Raw genomic sequence first — 20,692 nt, 5'->3', positions numbered from 1 at the left:
AATATTTATGAATTAAATGTGGACAATATTTGAAGGAAGAAGCTTACATATTATGAGTCAAAGAGAAAAAAACCATTCTGAATTAGTTAAAAATAAGATACATAGTAATCGATTACTTGGATCGCTCATCGTATTGGGTGGTTCGATTTTGCTTTTATTTTCAGTCATCGCATCCATTCATTTTGGGGCAGCAGATCTTAGCTATCACACCGTTTGGAACGCGTTGTTTGATTTTGACATTGAAAATTCCTCACATGTCATTATTAGAGAATTACGGCTTCCGCGTGCGATTGCGGCTGTCATTGTTGGTGCAGCACTGGCAGCTTCGGGTGCGATTATGCAGGGTATGACGAGAAATCCACTCGCTTCCCCCTCGATTATGGGTGTAACATCGGGATCCTCTTTTCTGATTGCCATTGCTTTCGCGCTCTTTCCAGCGATTTCTTATTCTGGCTTAATTACATTTTCATTTATTGGTGCAGGTCTGGGAGCTGCTTTGGTGTTTGGGATTTCTTCTTTATCCAAAGGGGGAGTGACTCCTGTAAAGCTTGCGCTTGCCGGATCAGCAATCACATCATTGCTTAGTGCATTATCAACAGCCATTGGGATTAAATACAATGTGTCGAAGGACATAAGTTATTGGTATGCTGGGGGTGTATCTGGCGTACAGATGCAGCAATTAATGTATGTCCTTCCTTTTGTTGCTGGAGGATTAATCCTTGCATTACTCATCTCTCGTTCCATTTCCATTTTAAGCTTGGGTGAGGAGATTGCGAAAGGTTTAGGCCAGAATACAAGAATCATTAAACTACTAGGAACGGTAGCAGTTTTATTTTTAACAGGGGCTGCTGTTTCTATTGCTGGAATGATTGGATTTGTCGGTCTTGTCATCCCGCATATTACCCGTTTTTTAGTCGGGGTAGATTATCGGTGGATCATTCCTTGCTCAGCTATTCTTGGGGGGATTTTGTTAGTTGTTGCCGATATTGTCGGACGGATGGTAAATGCTCCTTTTGAAACACCAGTCGGTGCGGTAACTGCGTTAATCGGTGTGCCGTTCTTCCTTTACTTAGCTCGTAAAGAAGGGAGAGGACTATAATGCAATTATCGAAAGATCAGCATAAATTTAAAATCCTCATGATTGTAACAAGTATTTTAATAGTCATTGTTTTTCTTCTTAGTATAAATGCAGGCTATCTTAAAATTCCCTTGAATGAAGTTTTTGCTACACTTATTGGTCAAGGGACATCGAAAAATGAACTGACGATATTTGATTTCCGCCTCCCAAGAATTATCATGGCCCTTCTAGTCGGGATGGGAATTGCTGTTTCAGGCGCAATTCTCCAAGGCGTTTCACAAAATCCGCTTGCAGATCCAGGCATTCTTGGCATCAATTCTGGGGCAGGATTTGCTGTTGTCTTATATATGTTTTTCTTTCAAGGAACGGCATTTTTTACAGGGATGCTATCGATCTTTATCATGCCGCTGACTGCATTAGCAGGGGCATTTATCGCAGCATTAATGATTTACTTGCTCTCCTGGAAAAATGGAACAGTGACACCTGTTCGATTATTATTAGTTGGGATCGGAATAAATGCTGCCTTTGGTGCAGGATTGATCATTTTCCAAATGAAAATGGATTCGATTGATTTTATGAAAGCCATCATATGGATCTCAGGGACCATTTGGGGAACGAACTGGACCTATGTATGGGCGCTTTTGCCTTGGCTGCTCATTCTTATTCCGTTTGCAGTATATAAGGCTAGATTTTTAGATGTATTGCGCTTGGGTGATCCTATTGCCATAGGGGTCGGTGTTCGAATAGAGAAAGAGAGAGTAATCTTACTGCTTGTCGCTGTCGCTCTAGCTGGTGCCAGTGTATCAGTAGGAGGCGGTATTACTTTCTTAGGGTTAATCGCTCCGCATATTGCAAGGCGTCTCATTGGTGCAAGACATACAAAGATTATCCCGCTAACTGCGGTAATTGGTGCATTATTGCTGCTCACAGCTGATACGCTGGGCAGAGTCGTTATGGCACCAATGGAATTGCCAGTGGGTTTAGTTGTATCTATTTTAGGTGCACCCTATTTCATTTATTTATTAGTGAAAACAGTGTAGGACGTTCAGAAAGTAAATCTTTCTGAACGTTTTTTTTGTAGGTTTTGTCGAAAAATCGATATTTCGGAAATTTCGTAGATACTAAGAAAATAACGGATTACAAGAAATTCATTTGAGTAAGTGAAATGTTAATATTCACTCCCTGAAATTTTTATTGGTTATTTTCATCTTCGGAAGTTTCGTTGTTATCTTCCTCATGTTTATTTTCGTCATTATCTAATTGTTCAGTGAGTTTTTCTTGTACTTGCTCTTGTACAGTTTTAATTTTTTCTTCTAATTCAATCAGCATATTTTGCTTTCTTTCGATGTTCACTCCTATATTGTTGTCTTGTTTAATTTCGCTTTTAAGTATATTTTTTTGACCCTCTTTGGGGCAGAGGTAGCCCACTTTTTATTTAATGCTTCATTGTTAAATGAAATTTTCACAGCGAATTTCTCCTTCCTTTTTTTATATCGGTAAAATCCAGTATATCTGAAAATGTTTTCTACTTAAGGGCAATATTATATTTGATTAAAGATTATCAATCTTACAATCAAATACTTGAACTATATTTTAAATGGCACTAACCTTTAAAAAGCAACATTAGAAAGCATAGCACATGGTATTGTTCAAATTTGTAACTTAATGATTATAGACTCTTAATTAGCAAGACCATAACGAATAGCCAGCTTAGAGACTTTTTAAAAATTGAATCAGCTGCGACAGCAACTAGAATATTGCATTCAATGAAAATGCCCAATTCGGGAATGAAGAAGGGAAGAGTGTATCAGCTAATCCTTTTTGATAAATAAAAAGCCGATAAACATGGTTTATCGGCTCAACAATTAATTAGCTGTCTCTTTCTTGCTATCTTTATCTTTCTCAAACAAAACAATTAGTCCAGGCAATAAAACCCCTCTGACTAAGAATGTATCTAGTAGAATCCCGACTGCGACAATGAATCCAAATACAAATAATAATTGGACGGGTTGTGTCATTAAGACAGCAAAGGTCGCAGCAAGGATAATTCCTGCTGAAGAAATGACCCCTCCGGTATTGGCAACAGCAATTTCTATAGCTTCCTTGACAGAATGCTTTCTTCGCTCTTCTTGGAATCTAGATATTAAAATAATATTGTAGTCAATGCCAAGCGCAATTAAGAACACAAAGGCATAAAGTGGAACACGGTTACTAATGGTGCCAATATCAAAGATTAGATCGGTTAAGAACATGCCTAAGCCTAAAGCGGCAAGGAAGGAAACGAGAATCGTGCCCATCATATAAATTGGCATTTTAATCGATTTCGTCAACACAATTAGCATGACAAAGATTAATATGGTTTCTAGGAGAACAATCAGAAGGACATCCTTATTATTAACAGACCGATCATCCACTTTAGTGGCTGTTTCCCCTGCGAAGTAAAGTTCTCCTGCAAGATTGCTGTCAGCCACGATCTGTTTCGCATCCGCTATCATCGTTTCCAATGCATCGATTGTCTTAACGGAATATGGACTTTCCTCAAAGGTAAGGCTGTAATTAATGGCCTTATTATCTTCAGTTTTTCCGTTTATTCGAACATTGCTGACAAGCGGCTGATCCATAAGTTCAGCTTTTAATGCTTCTTGCTGCTCAGCACTAACCTCATCTTTTGCTTCGAATAATACGGTTGTCGGAGCCAAATCGCCCTTTTCAAACTTTTTCTCTAAAATTTCATAGCCCATCCTGGATTGCATATCTTCAGGGAAAGACTTCATTGTATCAAATTCATATTTGAGATTAAACATATTGCTTGCAGATAAAAGGAGAAAGGCTCCAATGACTACTACGGATAATCCAGGTTTTTTCACGACAAAACGGCCAATTTTACTCCAAATGGAATTCGTTTTGACTTTTGTATCCCCCACTCGCGGAATTTTAGGCCAGAATGACTTTCTTCCGAATAGGGTAAACAATGCTGGGACAAGGGTAATGGACGCCAGCATGATAATCGCCATGGTTGTGGCAAAGGTCGGAGCAAAGTTGCGATAATCTCCTAGTCCTGCAAAAAATAATACGAGCATGGCAGCTAATACGGTTCCGCCAGAGAAGAAGACAGGCATACCCGTTTCTCTCATCGCTGCCTTCATCGAGCTGAACTTATCTTCATGTACCTTTAGCTCTTCACGATAACGAGAAAAGACAAATAAGGAATAATCAATGACCGCAGCAAATAAAAGAATTGATGCAATTGATATGGTTTGATTACTAATATCTAATCCTGCTTTTCCCATTATGCCGAGTGTCTGCATGACAATTTCATAAACGAAGACAGCGGCTAACAGCGGGATTAACGCTAATAACGGTGAACGGTAGATGACAATCAAAAGGATAAGAATTAATCCTACAGTTGATAAAATCAGGACAACATCTGCTCTTGAAAATAAATCAAGCGAGTCTGTAGCAATTCCTGCAGGTCCTGTCACATATAAGGTTAAATCAGATGATTCTTTTACAATAACCTGAATGGGCTCTAATGAAGCTTTTAGTTCTTTCGTCTCTAAGGAAGAGTCAAATGTTAATGGAATTAAAGCAGTTGTCTTATCTTCTGAGAAAAATCCAGCTGCTGCTTGAGGCGGCAAGGCAGATAGAGGAATCACTTGCTCGACTCCTTCAATATCTTCACTCTCAATTTTATCTAAGAGCTCAGCCAACTGTGTAAGTTCCACTTCTCCGTCTTTAGACTGAAAGACAAGAATAGCTGGAGTACCATCATTGTCTTTAAAGTACTCATCTACCTTGGTTTGCGCAATAACAGATTGGGCATCTTCAGGCAGGGAGGCAATTCTTGAAACTTCATAATCCTTTACATTTGGGGCAAATACGGCTAGCGATATTGTGGCCACTAACCAAATAGATAAAGTGATCCACATTCCCTTTTTCGTTGTGACACGGTCCGTAATGGCTTGTAAAATTGATTTCATATGTTTACTCCTTTCATATTTTATATAGAAAAGGTGACAGTTGTGTCACTTTGATAAAAATAAAAATTACACGATTGTCACTGTCATTATCTTTTAAAAGTGACACAAGTGTCAATTAATTATTTGTGAACATTCCGTGACTGATAATTTCTTTAATGGATGTGACCCATTCGGAATGTGGAATTCCGAAATGATTAGGAATGGCAATCGTTTGAAAAATAAACCCGAGAATTAATCCATCAGCAATATGAGCTTTTAATTTCTTCTCATGTTTGCCTAAGTTAATAAAACTCTGCAAGTGTGTATACATCTCTAAATGGAGCTTATCTAAATGAGCCTTATTTTCTCTCACCTTTTCATTCACGTTTACAGGAATTTGCACAGCGATTTTTATCAGCTGCTGAACCTCAGGCATGTCAAAGATAAGGTTCATAAGGAAATCAAACTTCGCCTCAAATCCTTCACAGTGTTCAATTTTTTGTAAATCAGTTAAAAATTGATTCAATTCAGTAATCATATAGTCGGTAATTAATTCTTCTTTATTCTCATAGTACTTGTACAATGCTCCTCTTGAAACTTTCAATCGATCTGCCAGCAAACTAAAGGTAAATCCTTCATAGCCATGAATAAGAAGAAGCTCTTTTACTGCTGAAAATAACTCATCCATTGAAAACTTTCGCTCACGTGCCATTTGCTCACCTCCATCCTTATTATAGTAAAATACTGTAGATACACAAACGCATTGTATCTTGTTTCTAATAAATATTAAAATTAGAAGAGGTTCAACAGAAAACTAGGTGAGCATTTCAATATGGAGAAGCAGTTGAAATGTATTCGTTTACTAAAAAAACAAAAAATTCCAAAAATAACATTGACTCAGCAAATGCTTCATAAGATAATAATACTCATGAGTAATATAAAATATTTACAGCTTGGAGATGTCACTAATGGGCCAAAGAGGGAGAAAAAAGGGATCGAATGGAGAACAGAGCAGAGCACTCCTGTTAAGTATCGCTGCAAATGAGTTTGCAAAGCATGGTTACCACGATACGAAGGTTAGTTCTATTGTAAAAAGGGCTGGTTTGACTCAGCCAACCTTCTATCTTTATTTTCAAAATAAAGAAGCGATATTTCAAGAATTAGTCGAATTGTTTAGAGAGAACTTATTTAGTCTCACAAGGAAAAGCCGCCTGGAACCTGGAATCGAATTAACCTCTTTATCTGACCGGATTGCATACGGTCTAGCAGGAATTTTTATCTTCTTCAAGGAAAATCCTGATTTAACAAAAATCGGGTTCTATGAATCTGCCATTGCCGAAGAGATAAAAAAGGAGCTTGCTATACAAATTGAAGAAAATCTTACATCAGAAGTACAGAATGGCTACTTTAGTCAGGCGATTGATATGTGTATTTTTGCAGAAAGTCTTGTTGGAATCATTGAACGCTTGACTGTTACTAAATTATTGCCTGGTTTAAAGGGACCGAATAGTCTTGCCGAAGAGATTGTTGATATATTCTTGAACGGAATCATTAACAAGAATAGCTGAGGAAAACGATCATAGGGGTTGAGAGTTGGATGAATTCGATGAAGAACGTGCAGCATAAAGAGCTAGACAAAGAATGGATTGCTCTTATTCTTCAGGCGAAGCAGCTGGGGCTTACTACGGAGGAAGTACGGGCATTTATTCTAGGAACACAAGCAAAGTTAATGAAAAAGTTAGAACAAAAGTGACCCATTTTTTTGCAAAATAATAGATGTTCTATGACAAAGTATAAAGGGCGGTAAATGTATGAGATTCAAGAGAGATGAGGGCTTCCGTTTTTCATTTGGTACACCAATTGCTGCTTTTTTTTCGATCGATGAAATGAATGGAAGTAAAGTTGGAACTTCAGAAGGAGAGGCAAGGCTGATTGATTTAAGTCCAAATGGGATGAAATTAAACACTTCAATTGATATCCCGATGTCAAATCGAGAGGATGTAAAGATTACTGCCAGATTCAAATTCTCTCAATTAGAACACTGCATACACGGGAAAATCATATGGAAGCAAAAGGCAATCAATAGTTTTTTTTATGGCATTCAATTTTCATTGGATGAACAAGAGCGAGAAGAAATGATTAGAGATCTAAAGCATTTTGCAAAACAGCAATATAACAAAAACAACACCACTTATTAAAATAACAGCAAATCCCCTATGTCTAAAGTCACAGGGAGATTTGGTAATAAAACACTAATTGTCTAACTGAAAGGAATCTTATATGATGAAGGCGGTGAAATAAAAGGAGTGGTTAAGTGACATACATAGGATTATATAATGATGAGCTTGTCCTTTTATCGATATTCATTGCCATCATTTCTTCATATGCCTCATTTAATATTTTCTCCCGAATCCCCCAATCAAAGGGGAGTAATCAGCTATTTTGGTTAATGACGGGTTCTTATATATTGGGCTTGGGAATATGGACAACCCACTTTATTGGCATGCTTAGCTTTGATATGCATGCTCCTGTTACTTATCATTTAAAGCTGAATGCATTCACTTTACTTTTGGGGATGGCTGTTTCTTTCATTTGTTTCTATATTGCTACTCATTCAGAGAAGAAATTTTCTTCTCTTTTCATTTGTACATTAATTCTTGGAATTGGAATCATTGTTATACACTATATTGGCATGGAATCCATGCATACAAATGTGGTCATGAGTTATCATTATTTCTTTATTATTTTGTCCATGCTCATCGCTTTAGTCACAACAGGGGCTGCCCTTTTTCTATTCTTTCGTAAAAAAATGAACAATCAGAGGGTGTTAAAGCTTTCAGTCAGTTCCATCATATTAGGAAGCGGGATTATTGGTACGCATTACACGGCGATGCACGCCGTCACGCTAAACGGAGATCCTACTTCGTATGAAGATGAGAATATGACGCATTTTGACTATGCACCCTATCAAATCTCAACCGAGGCTTTAGGCTATGGACTTGCGATCGCTGTCATGCTTATAATTGCTGTCGTTATTTCTTTAGCATATTTTGATAAAAATAAAGCAGAAAGGCTTCATAAGCTATCAAATGCTCACTATAAATCACTTGTTGAACACAATCCGGATTTAGTTTTCAGTGTGAATGTCAATGGAGTCATTACGAATGTAAATCCAAAAGGAATTGAGATGTTAGAGGAAAGCCGCGAGAACATTATTGCTAGAAATCTATTTTCCTATTTTCATGATGCTGATAGAGAGAGGGTTAAGCATCATTTTTATCATTTGCAGGACAAGAACCAAAGTGATTTTGAAGTGCTGATCAAAAATGGAAAAGACAAATGGATTCCCATTGTTATTACCTTTGTTCCGATTATTGTTGATAAAAAACTTATTGGGATCTTTGTGGTGGCAAGGGATAATTCGGAATTAATCAAATACAAGGAACAGATGAAGAAAGCTCAAAGGGAATTAATAGAGACAATACAAAAGCAGCAAGGGTTAATTTTTAAGTTTATTAAACTTGAAAATCGTTTTATTCATACACTATGTGATGGTGAATTACTTTACAGAGTAGGTCTAACTCCAGATAAGGTAATTGGAAAGGAACTTCATCATTTTCTTTCTTTAAATGAAGCTGAAAAAAGTCTACAGGCATATAAGAAAGCTTGGGATGGGGAAATTACTAAGTTTGAGGCAAATACAAACGGGATTGACTATTATATCTATCTAAGTCCTGTATTTCGAGATGGTGAAGTAATCGAAGTGATTGGTTCAGGTATGGATATAACGGAGCGGAAAAAGGCTGAGAAAATTCAGCAGGACAATGAAAAATGGTACCGAAATATATTAAATATGATGAGTGAGGCTGTGCTCGTCTATGGAGCAGATGATCATCATATTGGTTTAAACGATAGTGTTTATCAAATATTTAACTTAAAAAAAGAGGATTTTGAGAAGCAAACAATCCATCAGCATACGCTGTCACTCGTAAAGGAGGATGGCTCTCCTTTACCGAATGAAAAGCTTCCGATCCGTATTACACTTGAAACGGGGAAGACAATAACAGGAGAAATTATTGGAATCAAAAAAAAGAATCGAACGAACTGGTATTCTATCAATACAAAATTAATTAACCCAGAAGACCGAAATGCTATTCCAAAGGTACTAATGACGATGTCAGATATCTCTGCAATAAAAAAACAGCAAATTAAATTAAGAGAGTCTCAGGCATTACGAAAGACTCTTATCGATAGTTTGCCGATCGGTGTTTTAGTAGTTGATAATGATTGGAATATTGCGGCCCTGAACCGGCCATTTTGCCAAATATTTAAGATTGAAGAGCCAATAAAGAATATTATTAGGAGTAACAAATCATCATGTTATCAATATATCTATTCGAATTTGAAAAATAATGAGGATAATATTTTGGACATATTATCTGCTGGTGAAGCGACTGTTGATGAAATTGAAATGGATGATAACCGAATGATTAAAAGAAGTTATTTTCCTTTTATTATAGATGAAGAAATTAAGGGGCATTTATTGACATTTGAAGATATCACGGAACGGAAATTAATGGAACAAGGCTTGATTAAGGCAAAGGAGGAAGCAATCAAGGCTAATTTAGCAAAATCCGAATTTCTTTCAAAAATGAGTCATGAGCTTCGTACACCATTAAATGGAATATTAGGGTTTTCTCAATTATTAGAAATAGACGAACAGCTAAGTGAGCAGCAGCAAAAGTTTGTTCAGGAAATTTTAAAGGGTGGAAGACATCTATTAGATTTAATTAATGAAATATTGGATCTCTCAAGAATCGAAGCAGGAAAGTTTAAAATTACAAATGAAACAGTAAATTTAAGTATGCTGATTGATGATTGTCTAAATCTATTAGTTCCAGCAGCCAATAAAAAAGGCATTAAAATCAAGAAAATTAAAGATTGTGATGACAGATATGTATTTATAGATGAAGTTCGCTTTAGACAGATCCTATTAAATTTATTGGAAAATGCAATTAAGTATAATAATAAAAATGGTGAAATTACGATATCATGTGACTATAATGAGGGACTTCTGATTATTCACGTAATCGATAATGGGATTGGCATTCCGAAGGAAGAGCAGCAGCGAATCTTCGAGCCTTTTTACCGCTTAGACCATCATCATACGATTGAAGGAGCGGGAATCGGTCTTGCGCTTGTTAAGCAGCTTGTTGATTTAATGGGTGGAAAAATGGGTGTTTATAGTCAAGTTGGCGAAGGCAGTGATTTTTGGTTTAGTCTCCCAATTGAAAAAACAAGCGTGATTGAATCAAAGAAAGGCTCTGATTTTCAATACAGATCCCTAGCAAGAGACGAAAACTATCAAATTTTATATATTGAAGATATTTCCTCTAATCGGGAGCTTGTATCAGAAATTCTCTTGAATGAACAGGGAATTACCTTATTCGCAGCCGAAACGGGTAAAAAGGGACTAGAAATTGCTTGTGAAAAAGAGCTAGATTTAATCCTATTGGATATACATCTCCCTGATATGAATGGACTTGATGTGTTGGACCAGTTAAAAGCAGATCCTAAAACAAATTACATTCCAGTTATTGCATTAAGTTCAAATGCGATGCTAAACGATATTAGCAAAGCGATGGATAAAGGAGTTAAGGAGTATATAACAAAGCCTATTCAAGTTTCTACATTCCTTGAGACAATTTCAAAATATTTGTAAGAGGATAAATTACCTAATAACTAGCACACAAAAAGCTTGGGGCACTTTAGTATTTCATAGTACCCCAAGCATTTTAAGTTATGGATTTACACTCTCTGCTTGGTTAGTCTGTCTAGCGTAAATTTTTTTTATTGCAAATCTTGCTATTGACTGAGCAATTTGGTTTGCTGTATGGCAAAATCAATAAGATTTGCTATTAAAGAGTATTAATAATTTTTTTGTATCTTCGCTCAACACTGATGGCACTGCGGTTCATTAACATGCCGATATCTTTGTATTTATACCCTTGAGAACGCAATTCTAAAAGCCTGTAGTCTTCTTTTGTTGTCCATGTTTGATACGTTCTTTTCTTTGTTATGCATTTATCCTTCATACGCTCCTCTGCCACCCAGTCAGGTTCAGGCAGAAGGGTTTGTGGTTCTATGTTTGAAAATTGTACTTTCTCTTTATGAAGAGCAGCCCAATTCCAAAAGTCGGAGGGGTCAATAAAATAAAATTTTCTAGATTGCCTAGTAATCTTCTGGGAAAAGGGCAATCCGTGTTTTTTTGTCCACCCTCTTACAGTAGCCCGATCTACTTTTAATATTGCAGCTAATTCCCCTATTGTAACAAGACCCGTATGCTGTCTCGTATTAGATATTTTTAGCCTTGTCATCTTTACACGAATAGATTCATATGAACGCTCTAGCTTTTGGGCAATTGTAGATACTTTATACATTCCGATGTTATCTTCCAGAAAAAGGAGCTCATCATCTGACCAAATCTTACGCACGTAGTAGCCTCCTCATTTAGATAGTTTCTGGTTTTCCTAATAGATAGCCTTGAGCAAAAGGGATATTCAAGGCGATTGCCTGTGCTAAATCTTTATTTTTCTCCACCCCTTCTAAAATTAGCTCCATTTTTTGCTTTGAATATTGAAGCAGAAGGGCCACCATTTGCTGCTTTTCTTTCGATTTATGAAGATTATTTGCAAAGTAGCGATCAAGCTTAATAAATTGCGGAGAAAACTCGATGATTTTACGTAAGGATGCCCCGCCTTTTCCAATGTCATCTATGGCAATACGAAAGCCATACTCCTTAATAATTGCTATTTTCTCTTTAAATTCAGATAGATCCCATATAGAATCTTCCTTATCTGTTTCACTAAGTTCGAAAACAACCTTTTCTTCAATATGAGGGAAGTTTTTTTGCAATTGATGAATAAAGTTTTCAAAGTTTTTATGTAGAATTGTTGAGGGATAGATATTAATAAACAACAATTCCTCTTTTAAGCGATCGATAGGAAAGCAGCTTATGGCATGTCGGATTGCCTTAGTGTCCAATTCATATAAACAGCCGTTTTCTCTGGCTAATTCGAATGCTTTTTCGATATTCCCGTTGCAAAATCCATTTGGAAATCTTAGAAGTGCTTCATAGCCAAATACTTTCCAATGGTTTAAATTCCACATAGGCTGATAAACACTTTCAATGCTTTGATTCTCTATACGTGCTAACATATCAATGCTCATTTTTTATCCCTCAATTTCCAATGCCATCTTGTTGTTAAATAATATAATTAATGTAACTTTTATCCCATGCTCTGTCGAACGCTTAAAAAGCATGAAGAGTAGAGAAAGGGACTGTTTGGACTATTTTCAAGACAGGTTAAAACAAATTAAAGACATCTTACGGTATTAATTTACAAAAGACTTCAAAATGGTGGTTATAAATACCTATTTTTTTGGGGGAGTTGTGGATTGGACAATTCGTGACATGCCTGATATTCTATTTGGATGTGTACAAGTCATAAAGGAATAGTATTATTTATATTTGAAAACGATAAAGCATATATGCAGGTCTTAATAGGGGATGAGCATGGAGAAATTTAAAGTAATTATTGCAGATGATGATCACCCTTCAAGAATGATATTGATGCATTTTATCCAGCTCCTCCCGGAATACGAGGTTGTTCAGGAAGCATCAAATGGAGAAGAATTCATTCAATTCGTAATGAAGGAAGAGCCAGAAATTGTTCTTGTGGATATTCATATGCCTGGTTTAAATGGAATGGAAGCGGTTAAGATTTGCAAAGAAAGGCTGCCAGCTTTACAGGTCATTTTCACAACGGGTTATGATGAATTCGCCGTGGAAGCATTTAATATTTCGGCAGCGGACTATATTGTAAAGCCAATAGAGCGTACAAGGTTATTTATAGCTTTGGAAAAGGCTAAAAAACTCATTCAGTTGAATAGCGGTCCAAATCAATTAAAGAAAACGGTAAACAAGCTAGCAATTAAATCAAATAATACCTTTCTATATCTTTCAGTGGATGATATTCTTTATGCAGAAAAAGAAGGGCGAAAAACGATTCTTCATACGAAAAACAGCTATTTCGAAACATCTGAATCCCTCCAAGAGCTTGAAGGGAAGCTGCCAAATCAATTCTACAAAACCCATCGATCTTTTTTAGTTAACTTAAAAAAAATAACAAAGATTGTATCGTCCGGTGAAACGTATTTAGCCTATTTCAATTGCACAGAAAAGATTGCTTATATTTCTAAGCTGAAAATAAACGACGTCCATCGATCAATGGGAACTTAAAGGGCACTGCAATCCTAATAGGAGAGCAGGCCCTTTTTTTAAAACTTCTGCTTTGTAAAGTTCATTCATTTCATTATTGCTCGAGTATCCAGAGGAAGAACCATTCGTGAAGTTATTATTGGCGTGTTATTGCTCCCTGCTCTTGTTAGTTTTTTCTGGTTTGCTGTATTTGGGACTTCATCCATTGAGGTACAACATGCAGGAAATGTTGATTTAACCAAATATGCTACAGAAGAAGTTTTATTTGCTGTCTTTAGCGAATTTCCTTGGTCAATGTCTTTGTCAATCTTAGCCATCTTCCTTATTGGTATTTTTTTTATTACGTCGGCTGATTCAGCGTTTTTTCTTATTGACAAAAAAAGCATCCTTTTAGTAAAGTTAAATTCGTTAATAGTTAATGAGTTGAACAATTAAACAGTAGAATTAGTTTAATCGAGGTGAAGGATAACGTTGTTAGAGAATATACAAGAGCTTATTGATCAATATATCGATTTGTCTTTTTCTGTTCATCGAAAAGGAGAATCGCTCATTAGGGATCAAATCGGCAGTGATCTTACAAATGATCAGCATTATATATTGAGGTATATCAGTCAAACTGAATCATGCACCTCATCGGAATTAGCTGAAGAATTTGATGTGAAAAAGAGTGCCATAACAGCCATTATCAACCGAATGTGGGAGAAGGGGTTGATTCAGAGAACACGTGATGAGAAGGATCGCAGAGTGGTTTATCTTACATTAACGGAAAAAGGAAATCAGCTGTATGTAAATTGTGAGGAACGGATTTATAAGCTTGTAGAATCTTTTATTAAAAAGTTTGATCCTAAGGAAATTAAGCAATTTCTTGAGACATACAAAAAATTAAACCAAATACTAATAGAGAGTAAAGACTACAAGGTGGAGGAATAGGGATGCATCAAATTATAAAAAATAAGTGGATAGTCATCGTTGCCTGGATCGTTATTGCTGGTGGTCTATTTATGGTTGCGCCAAACATGGCTGAGCTTGTCCGTGAAAAAGGACAGATTACTGTTCCTGATGAATACTCTTCCGCGCTTGCAGGGGAAATAATGGCAGATGTAGCCAAGCAAGAGGGCGGAGGAGATGAAACCCAAGTTGCATTAGTTTTTCATAATGAAAAAAAACTAACAGCAGAAGATATGAAGGAAGCGGAAAAAGCGATCCGCATTCTTGAAAAAGACAAGGATTTAGGAATAAATGAAATCCTAACCCATTTCAATGAAAAGTCTTTAAAGGAACAGCTAGTTTCAGAGGATGGAAAGTCGATTCTTACCTCCATCACCCTTAACTGGAATGACCGCGAACCAAGTGAAGTAAATGATGCTTTATATAAAGCCATAAAAGATATAAAAGTGGATCACTATTATACTAGTGAATGGCAGATAAATGAAGATCTAATGGCAAGTTCTGAAGAGGGATTAAAGAAAACAGAGGGAATTACTGTTGTCTTTATCTTAGCTGTATTATTGCTCGTGTTTAGATCTGTTATTGCTCCAATTATTCCTTTAGTGACGGTTGGATTATCATATCTGGCTTCACAGTCGATTGTATCATTCTTAGTTGATCGATTTGATTTTCCCCTCTCCAATTACACGCAAATATTCTTAGTTGCGGTCTTATTTGGGATTGGAACGGATTACTGTATTTTATTACTTAGCCGCTTTAAAGAAGAGTTATCACAGAGCGAAAGTGTTGCCGAAGCAATTGTTGCAACATACCGTAATGCTGGGCGTACCGTATTCTTTAGCGGTGTAGCAGTTATGATTGGGTTTGCGGCGATTGGATTTTCACAATTTATTCTTTACCAATCTGCCGCTGCTGTTGCGGTAGGTGTGGCGTTATTGCTTATTGCATTATTCACAGTTGTTCCATTTTTCATGGCAGTCTTAGGACCAAAGCTCTTCTGGCCGTCGAAAAGCAAAGCAGAGCATGGGGAAAGCAAGATTTGGGGTGCAGTTGGAAGATTTTCATTGGCTCGTCCTTTCATTGCTTTGCTCATTGTAGCTGCAGTTTGTGTCCCATTCCTAGTCACTTATGATGGAGAGCTATCTTACAACTCATTAGAAGAAATTAGCGGAGATGTTAATTCAATTAAAGCATTCAATGCGATTGCTGATAGCTTTGGACCAGGTGAATCCATGCCAACACAGGTCGTTATTAAAAATGATGAGGAAATGGATTCCGCTGAATATATCGGATTAGCTGAAAAGATTAGTAAAGAGCTGGAAAAGATTGATCTAGTTGACACCGTACGTTCAGTTACAAGGCCAACAGGTGAGCCGATCGAGGACTTCTTTGTTGCGAAGCAGGCTGAGACACTTGAAGAGGGCTTAGGTGAGGGAAAAGAAGGAATCGATAAGATTAGTGAGGGCTTAAACGAGGCTGGCACCGAATTATCTAAATCAGAGCCAGAATTAAAGAAGGCTACAAATGGGATTAATGACTTAATTTCAGGAACGAGTGAACTTCAATTAGGATTAAAAGAAATTCAAACAAATCTAGCGAAGATTGAAAACGGAATTCGTCAAGGGACAAAAGGTTCTGATGATATTAAAGCAGGTTTAGCCCAGTCTAAAAAAGGTGCAGAGGATTTACTTGCCGGTTATAAAGAACTCCTTGGAGGATATCAAAACATACACGGGAACTTACAAACGATTACAGCAAATTATCAAAAAGTGAGTCAAGGATTGACGGCTTTATCTGCGGGAATTGCACAGGCAAATGACGGGATGTATGGTTATTTGGAAAATAAGTATACAGACTTATCAGCTGATGACCAATATCAAAAGATGAAGCAAACGATATCGGGAGAACAAGGTCTGCTTAAACAGCTTAGTGGGTTGTCTGCCAATATAAATGAATTAAATACAGGGCTTGCTAAAGTAACTGAAGGAATGGCTGGAGCCAATACCGGATTTGAAAAAGCAATGGGCGGCCAAGGTGGTTTGGCGTCAGGTCTGGAACAATTAATTAAAGGTATTGAGGCACAGCAAGCTGGATTTAATCAGCTAGCCAATGGGCAAGGACAGATTATTAAAAATATGCCAAAGGTAACAAATGGATTAAATAGTGTGAATGATGGGCAGAAACAGCTTCTTGCAGGCTTTGGCGATCTTGGCGGCCAAATCGGCCAGCTAACAGATGGGCTGGACCAAAGTGCAGAAGGATTGAATAAAGTTTCTGAGGGATTAGAATCTGCACAGGATTACCTTGCTGGATTGTCTAAATCCGAAAATATGGATGGTTTTTACTTGCCGTCAGAAGTATTGGAAAGTGAAGACTTTGCCCAAGTATTTGATACGTATATGTCAAAAGACCGTAAAGTGATGACGGTTGATGTTATCTTTAAAGCGAACCCGTATTCTAATGAGGCAATTAATCAGGTTGATGAAATAAAAGATGCTGTTGTAAGAGCAACAAAGGATACGAAGTTAGAGAACGCAGTGGTAGCAGTAGGCGGAATTACGAGCACGAACGCTGATTTAAGCAAAATGTCTGATCAAGACTATTCTCGTACAGTTGTTCTAATGCTCGTCGGAATTTCGATTATTTTGGTATTCCTATTCCGTTCCATTATTATGCCTGTCTATATTATTGGTTCTTTAATTCTGACTTATTTTACATCCATGGCAATCAATGAAGCTATTTATGTCAATATTTTTGGCTATACAGGCATAAGCTGGGCGGTTCCGTTCTTTGGATTTGTTATACTTGTTGCCCTTGGGGTCGATTATAGCATCTTCTTAATGGATCGATTTAATGAGTACAAAGATCTTTCTGTGGCAGAGGCCATGCTAATTGCTATGAAAAAAATGGGAACAGTCATTATTTCGGCTGCGGTCATTTTAGGGGGAACATTTGCTGCGATGATGCCATCTGGCATGCTATCACTGCTGCAAATTGCTTCAATCGTAATTGTTGGTTTATTCTTATATGCATTTATCATGCTCCCGCTGTTTATTCCAGTGATGGTGAAAAACTTCGGAGCAGCCAACTGGTGGCCGTTTAAAAGAAGTACTAATGAATAAAAGAAAACCGGATGGGTATCTTCATCCGGTTTTTCTTAATATTAATATTTAATAAATTTTAACCATTCCGCTTGTAATATTTACATCGATAGAATGTTTTCCAGAACCTATCATACCTTCAATCTTATTTTTCTCAACGACTTTATCAGTAAGTGGGAGGTCACAATCGATATAGCCGCTGCTCATTTCCCCGTTAAGCTTGAAATTGGCATCGTCAGGAAGATCAAGCTTAATTTGCCCTGAGCTTGCCCTTAATTGAATATCATTTACAAGCTTATTCAATTGAACGTCTAGCTGCCCCGATGTAACTTCTGCTTCAAGCTCCCCTTGGTAATTGTCTATTTTTATTTTCCCGGAACTCATATCAATCCTACCGGAGTCAGTAATTAGTGTATCAATGTCAATCATGCCAGAAGAACCTTTATGGATAAATTCTTTTGTGCTTACGTTTGTTAGGTCAACCTTTCCAGAACTCATATTTATTCTCAGTTGTTCAAGTTCGGTTGAAGGACCCTCAAAATTCAAATAGCCAGATCCTACATCGATTGCCATATTGCGGTTAAAGTCTTCAGGAATGTAAATATATAGCTCTGGTGTGTGGTTAAAAATCTTGAAGCCATCGAACCATTTGCGGCTATACTCAACCTTAATTTTGTCCCCATTTCTCTTTACATCTACTGCACCTTTGCCATCGAGATCTGCTTTAATATCATTTCTTTTTTCAGGGATGATTGTAGCCTTTACAGAGGATAGGTTAATTTCAACCATCTTAATATTATCTGCTGTTGCTGAAGTTGTCTCGTCTTTTGCGAATGGCAGCCAGCTTCTAATATTTGAAGTGAGTAATACATAGAGGCCAATCAAAATAATAAAAATGAGAAATATTCTTTTCAATGATATCCCAACTTTCCTTTGCAATCATTTTTGTTACACTTATTGTATGACATAGAAATGATGAAAACATTGAGCCACAGCACGAATTGTCTCTAAGACTAGAGGCTTATTCGGGACAGGGGATCAGGTTCCAATTTTATTGTAATCGAAAAAAAAAAATTATAAAAACTTTTTGCAGAGTACGAAGTCTAATACATAGAACGAACATGGGGAGGGCATGATGTGAGCTTTGAAGAAGTTGTACAGAGGGCCATTCGAGGGGATGACCAGTCCTTTCTTGCAGCCATCCAAACGGTGAAAATAGATTTGTATAAAACTGCGTTAGCTTATTTGCGGAAGGAAGAGGATGCATTGGAAGCTATACAGGAAGTAACCTTCCGTGCTTATAAGGGGTTGAAAGACCTTAAAGTGCCAGGCTACTTCAAAACATGGATCATTCGAATTATGATTAATTATTGCAATGATACATTAAAAAAGCAGAGGAGAATCATTTTGAATGAAGAACTGCTGCTTGCAGAAGGCGAGGCAGAAGATCATACACTTCTAGAGATCGAAGAAGCGATGCAAAGATTGGATGAACGCTCCCGCGAAATTATTACGTTGAAATATTTTCATGATCTAAAAATAAAAGATATTGCACTAACACTCGATTGCCCTGAAGGAACGGTAAAAACATGGCTGTTTAAGGCTTTAAAATCTTTGCGGAAAAATCTGGATGAAAAGGGGGGAGTCTCTCATGTTTGAAAAGGAAGAAAAGAACCTTTCCGAATTGAAAAAAATGTATGAAGACCTGCCATTTCCAGAGGATAAAATTGATGAAGCAATTCTTTCAGGCTTTAAAAAAGCAAAAGAGAAGCCCGAGGTTATAAATAAACCCCGTCAGAAAAAGTGGCTTTTATCCGGATTAATAGCTGCTGTTTTTATAATCGGCTTTCTCACAAGTATTCGAGTTTCTCCTGTTTTTGCAAGTTATGTTTCAAGTATTCCTGGCATGGAAAAATTAGTTGAGCTAATTAGTGATAATAAAGGATTAATGCTGGCGGTTGAGAATGAATATGTACAAGAAATCAATACGGCGCAAGAAAAAAATGGTTTGAAGGTGACGTTTGATTCGGTAATAGCCGATGAAAAAGGAATGGTGATTTTCCAGACAATCGAAGCAAAAAAGAAACAAGAAAAATTCTACGTGAACGATTTAAAGCTTGAATCAGCTGATGGGACTGAACTGCAGTTAGGCAGTTATAGCTATGGTGCCCATAAGCCACATGGTGAACTGAGAACAACGGAAATGGCAACAATGGATTTCTTTTTTGAGGAGCCCTTGAAAACAAAGGAGTTTACTCTTACTTTTACCGTTGAAACAAATGATTATGAAGAAGACTTCCAGTTTCAGTTTACATTGGAAAAGCCGTTAAAAGCAACAAAGTCAATTGAAATGAACAAAACGATTTTAATTGAAGGACAGAAAATAACCATCAAAAATATTAAGATTTATCCTTTGCGGGTGGCAGTGCATGTTGTGATGGATCCGGAAAATAGCAAGAGAATTTTTACATTTGAGGATATTCGCTTGGTGGATGAAAATGGAGAAGCATGGACGAAAATTGCAAATGGGTTTACTGCCAGTCAACTAAATGATAATGAACATATTCTTTATTTACAAAGCAATTATTTTAAAGAGCCTAAAGAGTTATACCTTGTGATGAATAAACTGCAGGCTGTTGATCAAGAGGATGCTTATGTAAAGGTAGATATAGACAATGAGAAAATCATTAATCAGCCAAAGGGGAATATGCTGACAAATTTGAAGGTCGAAAATGGGAGAATTTCTTTTATATTGAATACGGAAAAGGAATTTAATCATTCTCTCTTTGTTTCGATGAGAGAAGCGGATGGAAAAGAAATCGATAGCAGCTCTTTTTATTGGACAGGAGATAATAATGGAAAGAGAGAGATTGGGGTAGAATTTCCACCCGGTTCGTATAAAAATCCACTAGAGCTTAAACTGTCAGCTTTTCCTGCTTGGATCGAAGGAGATGTGAAAATAAAGGTGAAATGAACAAGACCCGGCTTTCGCAGCGAAAGCCGGGCCTTTATTCATCATTCGTTTTTGCATGCTGATCCTTATTCCTTTTGTTCCCCTTACTATTATCTCCACTCACTTCTGATTGATTGCCCCTAGGCGAACTTTGATTGTGGCTCCCTTTATTATCCTTTTTCGTCATCATTACTCCCCCTTTCATTTTTCATAGTTATTCTTCTTCTGCTCGATGTATTTTATGTATGGATCAAGTAGTAATAAGAACAGGATTGGAAAAGATAAGAAGGAAAGAATATTTCTTTTGACAGAACCGTGCACATACACTAATATTATTAATACCAATAAAACTTATAGGAATTGAGGGGTTAA

The 20,692-nt window shown here is 37.0% G+C and carries 18 protein-coding genes and 1 pseudogene; 12 read left to right on the top strand and 7 right to left on the bottom strand.

Annotated elements, in window-relative coordinates:
- The first annotated feature begins 52 nt into the window (after nucleotides 1–52).
- The gene (locus AN957_RS22995; protein WP_082446703.1) at nucleotides 53–1,099 is read left to right on the top strand and encodes a FecCD family ABC transporter permease; all 1,047 of its coding nucleotides are present in this window, start codon (nucleotides 53–55) and stop codon (nucleotides 1,097–1,099) included.
- Nucleotides 1,099–2,118 (top strand): FecCD family ABC transporter permease, encoded by a 1,020-nt coding sequence (locus AN957_RS22990; RefSeq protein ID WP_053477721.1) that lies wholly within the window; start codon nucleotides 1,099–1,101, stop codon nucleotides 2,116–2,118. Before AN957_RS22995 ends, AN957_RS22990 begins: the two co-directional genes overlap by 1 nt.
- Before the next feature lie 151 nt (nucleotides 2,119–2,269).
- On the opposite strand, the gene AN957_RS27890 is transcribed toward AN957_RS22990, so the two are convergent.
- From AN957_RS27890 to AN957_RS22975, 3 genes are all read right to left on the bottom strand, one after another.
- Nucleotides 2,270–2,407 carry a hypothetical protein gene (locus tag AN957_RS27890; protein ID WP_156319154.1) on the bottom strand — a complete coding sequence of 46 codons (138 nt, stop codon included), beginning with the start codon at nucleotides 2,405–2,407 and terminating at the stop codon, nucleotides 2,270–2,272.
- 536 nt (nucleotides 2,408–2,943) lie between these two features.
- On the bottom strand, nucleotides 2,944–5,058 hold the full coding sequence (locus AN957_RS22980) for an MMPL family transporter (protein WP_053477723.1): 2,115 nt from the start codon (nucleotides 5,056–5,058) through the stop codon (nucleotides 2,944–2,946).
- Nucleotides 5,059–5,173: 115 nt separating this feature from the next.
- Complete coding sequence (locus AN957_RS22975) at nucleotides 5,174–5,749, bottom strand: TetR/AcrR family transcriptional regulator (RefSeq protein ID WP_056686215.1); 576 nt, start codon at nucleotides 5,747–5,749, stop codon at nucleotides 5,174–5,176.
- 256 nt (nucleotides 5,750–6,005) lie between these two features.
- Here AN957_RS22975 and AN957_RS22970 point away from each other — a divergent pair, with 256 nt between their 5' ends.
- The 4 genes from AN957_RS22970 to AN957_RS22960 all read left to right on the top strand — a co-directional run bounded on the left by AN957_RS22970 (nucleotide 6,006) and on the right by AN957_RS22960 (nucleotide 10,759).
- Nucleotides 6,006–6,605 carry a TetR/AcrR family transcriptional regulator gene (locus AN957_RS22970; protein ID WP_056686213.1) on the top strand — a complete coding sequence of 200 codons (600 nt, stop codon included), beginning with the start codon at nucleotides 6,006–6,008 and terminating at the stop codon, nucleotides 6,603–6,605.
- Nucleotides 6,606–6,634: 29 nt separating this feature from the next.
- On the top strand, nucleotides 6,635–6,790 hold the full coding sequence (locus AN957_RS27165) for an anti-repressor SinI family protein (protein WP_082446701.1): 156 nt from the start codon (nucleotides 6,635–6,637) through the stop codon (nucleotides 6,788–6,790).
- Nucleotides 6,791–6,848: 58 nt separating this feature from the next.
- A complete protein-coding gene (locus AN957_RS22965) occupies nucleotides 6,849–7,235 on the top strand; it encodes a PilZ domain-containing protein (RefSeq protein ID WP_053477726.1) in 387 nt (128 codons plus the stop codon).
- A 116-nt stretch (nucleotides 7,236–7,351) separates the two neighbouring features.
- Nucleotides 7,352–10,759 carry an MHYT domain-containing protein gene (locus AN957_RS22960; RefSeq protein WP_056686211.1) on the top strand — a complete coding sequence of 1,136 codons (3,408 nt, stop codon included), beginning with the start codon at nucleotides 7,352–7,354 and terminating at the stop codon, nucleotides 10,757–10,759.
- Nucleotides 10,760–10,955: 196 nt separating this feature from the next.
- Here the strand turns inward: AN957_RS22960 and AN957_RS22955 are convergent, their stop codons facing one another.
- Both AN957_RS22955 and AN957_RS22950 read right to left on the bottom strand, forming a co-directional pair.
- A complete protein-coding gene (locus AN957_RS22955; RefSeq protein ID WP_056686208.1) occupies nucleotides 10,956–11,531 on the bottom strand; it encodes a helix-turn-helix domain-containing protein in 576 nt (191 codons plus the stop codon).
- Between the two features lie 16 nt (nucleotides 11,532–11,547).
- On the bottom strand, nucleotides 11,548–12,267 hold the full coding sequence (locus AN957_RS22950) for an EAL domain-containing protein (RefSeq protein WP_053477729.1): 720 nt from the start codon (nucleotides 12,265–12,267) through the stop codon (nucleotides 11,548–11,550).
- A gap of 346 nt (nucleotides 12,268–12,613) precedes the next feature.
- Here AN957_RS22950 and AN957_RS22945 point away from each other — a divergent pair, with 346 nt between their 5' ends.
- The 4 genes and pseudogenes from AN957_RS22945 to AN957_RS22930 all read left to right on the top strand — a co-directional run bounded on the left by AN957_RS22945 (nucleotide 12,614) and on the right by AN957_RS22930 (nucleotide 17,388).
- Nucleotides 12,614–13,339, top strand: a complete 726-nt coding sequence (locus AN957_RS22945; RefSeq protein WP_053477730.1) for a LytR/AlgR family response regulator transcription factor — start codon at nucleotides 12,614–12,616, stop codon at nucleotides 13,337–13,339.
- A 60-nt stretch (nucleotides 13,340–13,399) separates the two neighbouring features.
- Nucleotides 13,400–13,690 (top strand): annotated as a pseudogene (locus AN957_RS27160) (BCCT family transporter); the annotation flags it as partial.
- A gap of 99 nt (nucleotides 13,691–13,789) precedes the next feature.
- Nucleotides 13,790–14,248 (top strand): MarR family winged helix-turn-helix transcriptional regulator, encoded by a 459-nt coding sequence (locus AN957_RS22935; RefSeq protein ID WP_053477732.1) that lies wholly within the window; start codon nucleotides 13,790–13,792, stop codon nucleotides 14,246–14,248.
- 2 nt (nucleotides 14,249–14,250) lie between these two features.
- On the top strand, nucleotides 14,251–17,388 hold the full coding sequence (locus tag AN957_RS22930) for an MMPL family transporter (protein WP_056686202.1): 3,138 nt from the start codon (nucleotides 14,251–14,253) through the stop codon (nucleotides 17,386–17,388).
- Nucleotides 17,389–17,436: 48 nt separating this feature from the next.
- On the opposite strand, the gene liaG is transcribed toward AN957_RS22930, so the two are convergent.
- Nucleotides 17,437–18,282 carry a LiaG family protein gene (gene liaG, locus AN957_RS22925; RefSeq protein WP_053477734.1) on the bottom strand — a complete coding sequence of 282 codons (846 nt, stop codon included), beginning with the start codon at nucleotides 18,280–18,282 and terminating at the stop codon, nucleotides 17,437–17,439.
- A 222-nt stretch (nucleotides 18,283–18,504) separates the two neighbouring features.
- Here liaG and AN957_RS22920 point away from each other — a divergent pair, with 222 nt between their 5' ends.
- Both AN957_RS22920 and AN957_RS22915 read left to right on the top strand, forming a co-directional pair.
- Nucleotides 18,505–19,026, top strand: a complete 522-nt coding sequence (locus tag AN957_RS22920; RefSeq protein ID WP_056686199.1) for a sigma-70 family RNA polymerase sigma factor — start codon at nucleotides 18,505–18,507, stop codon at nucleotides 19,024–19,026.
- Complete coding sequence (locus tag AN957_RS22915; RefSeq protein ID WP_056686196.1) at nucleotides 19,019–20,341, top strand: DUF4179 domain-containing protein; 1,323 nt, start codon at nucleotides 19,019–19,021, stop codon at nucleotides 20,339–20,341. Before AN957_RS22920 ends, AN957_RS22915 begins: the two co-directional genes overlap by 8 nt.
- Before the next feature lie 34 nt (nucleotides 20,342–20,375).
- Here AN957_RS22915 and AN957_RS28940 read toward each other — a convergent pair whose 3' ends face one another.
- The gene (locus tag AN957_RS28940; RefSeq protein WP_269745974.1) at nucleotides 20,376–20,507 is read right to left on the bottom strand and encodes a hypothetical protein; all 132 of its coding nucleotides are present in this window, start codon (nucleotides 20,505–20,507) and stop codon (nucleotides 20,376–20,378) included.
- Nucleotides 20,508–20,692 lie beyond the last annotated feature (185 nt).

The organism is Cytobacillus solani (genome assembly GCF_001420595.1).
Classification (GTDB): domain Bacteria; phylum Bacillota; class Bacilli; order Bacillales; family Cytobacillaceae; genus Cytobacillus; species Cytobacillus solani.
This window is presented reverse-complemented; position numbering and strand designations above follow the sequence as displayed.

Excerpts from the sequence above, each read along its gene's own strand:
- AN957_RS22995 (WP_082446703.1), top strand. The coding sequence starts at position 53 with ATGAGTCAAAGAGAAAAAAACCATTCTGAATTAGTTAAAAATAAGATA.
- AN957_RS22990 (WP_053477721.1), top strand. The coding sequence starts at position 1,099 with ATGCAATTATCGAAAGATCAGCATAAATTTAAAATCCTCATGATTGTA.
- AN957_RS27890 (WP_156319154.1), bottom strand. The coding sequence starts at position 2,407 with ATGCTGATTGAATTAGAAGAAAAAATTAAAACTGTACAAGAGCAAGTA.
- AN957_RS22980 (WP_053477723.1), bottom strand. The coding sequence starts at position 5,058 with ATGAAATCAATTTTACAAGCCATTACGGACCGTGTCACAACGAAAAAG.
- AN957_RS22975 (WP_056686215.1), bottom strand. The coding sequence starts at position 5,749 with ATGGCACGTGAGCGAAAGTTTTCAATGGATGAGTTATTTTCAGCAGTA.
- AN957_RS22970 (WP_056686213.1), top strand. The coding sequence starts at position 6,006 with ATGGGCCAAAGAGGGAGAAAAAAGGGATCGAATGGAGAACAGAGCAGA.
- AN957_RS27165 (WP_082446701.1), top strand. The coding sequence starts at position 6,635 with ATGAATTCGATGAAGAACGTGCAGCATAAAGAGCTAGACAAAGAATGG.
- AN957_RS22965 (WP_053477726.1), top strand. The coding sequence starts at position 6,849 with ATGAGATTCAAGAGAGATGAGGGCTTCCGTTTTTCATTTGGTACACCA.
- AN957_RS22950 (WP_053477729.1), bottom strand. The coding sequence starts at position 12,267 with ATGAGCATTGATATGTTAGCACGTATAGAGAATCAAAGCATTGAAAGT.
- AN957_RS22945 (WP_053477730.1), top strand. The coding sequence starts at position 12,614 with ATGGAGAAATTTAAAGTAATTATTGCAGATGATGATCACCCTTCAAGA.
- AN957_RS22930 (WP_056686202.1), top strand. The coding sequence starts at position 14,251 with ATGCATCAAATTATAAAAAATAAGTGGATAGTCATCGTTGCCTGGATC.
- AN957_RS22915 (WP_056686196.1), top strand. The coding sequence starts at position 19,019 with ATGTTTGAAAAGGAAGAAAAGAACCTTTCCGAATTGAAAAAAATGTAT.
- AN957_RS28940 (WP_269745974.1), bottom strand. The coding sequence starts at position 20,507 with ATGACGAAAAAGGATAATAAAGGGAGCCACAATCAAAGTTCGCCTAGG.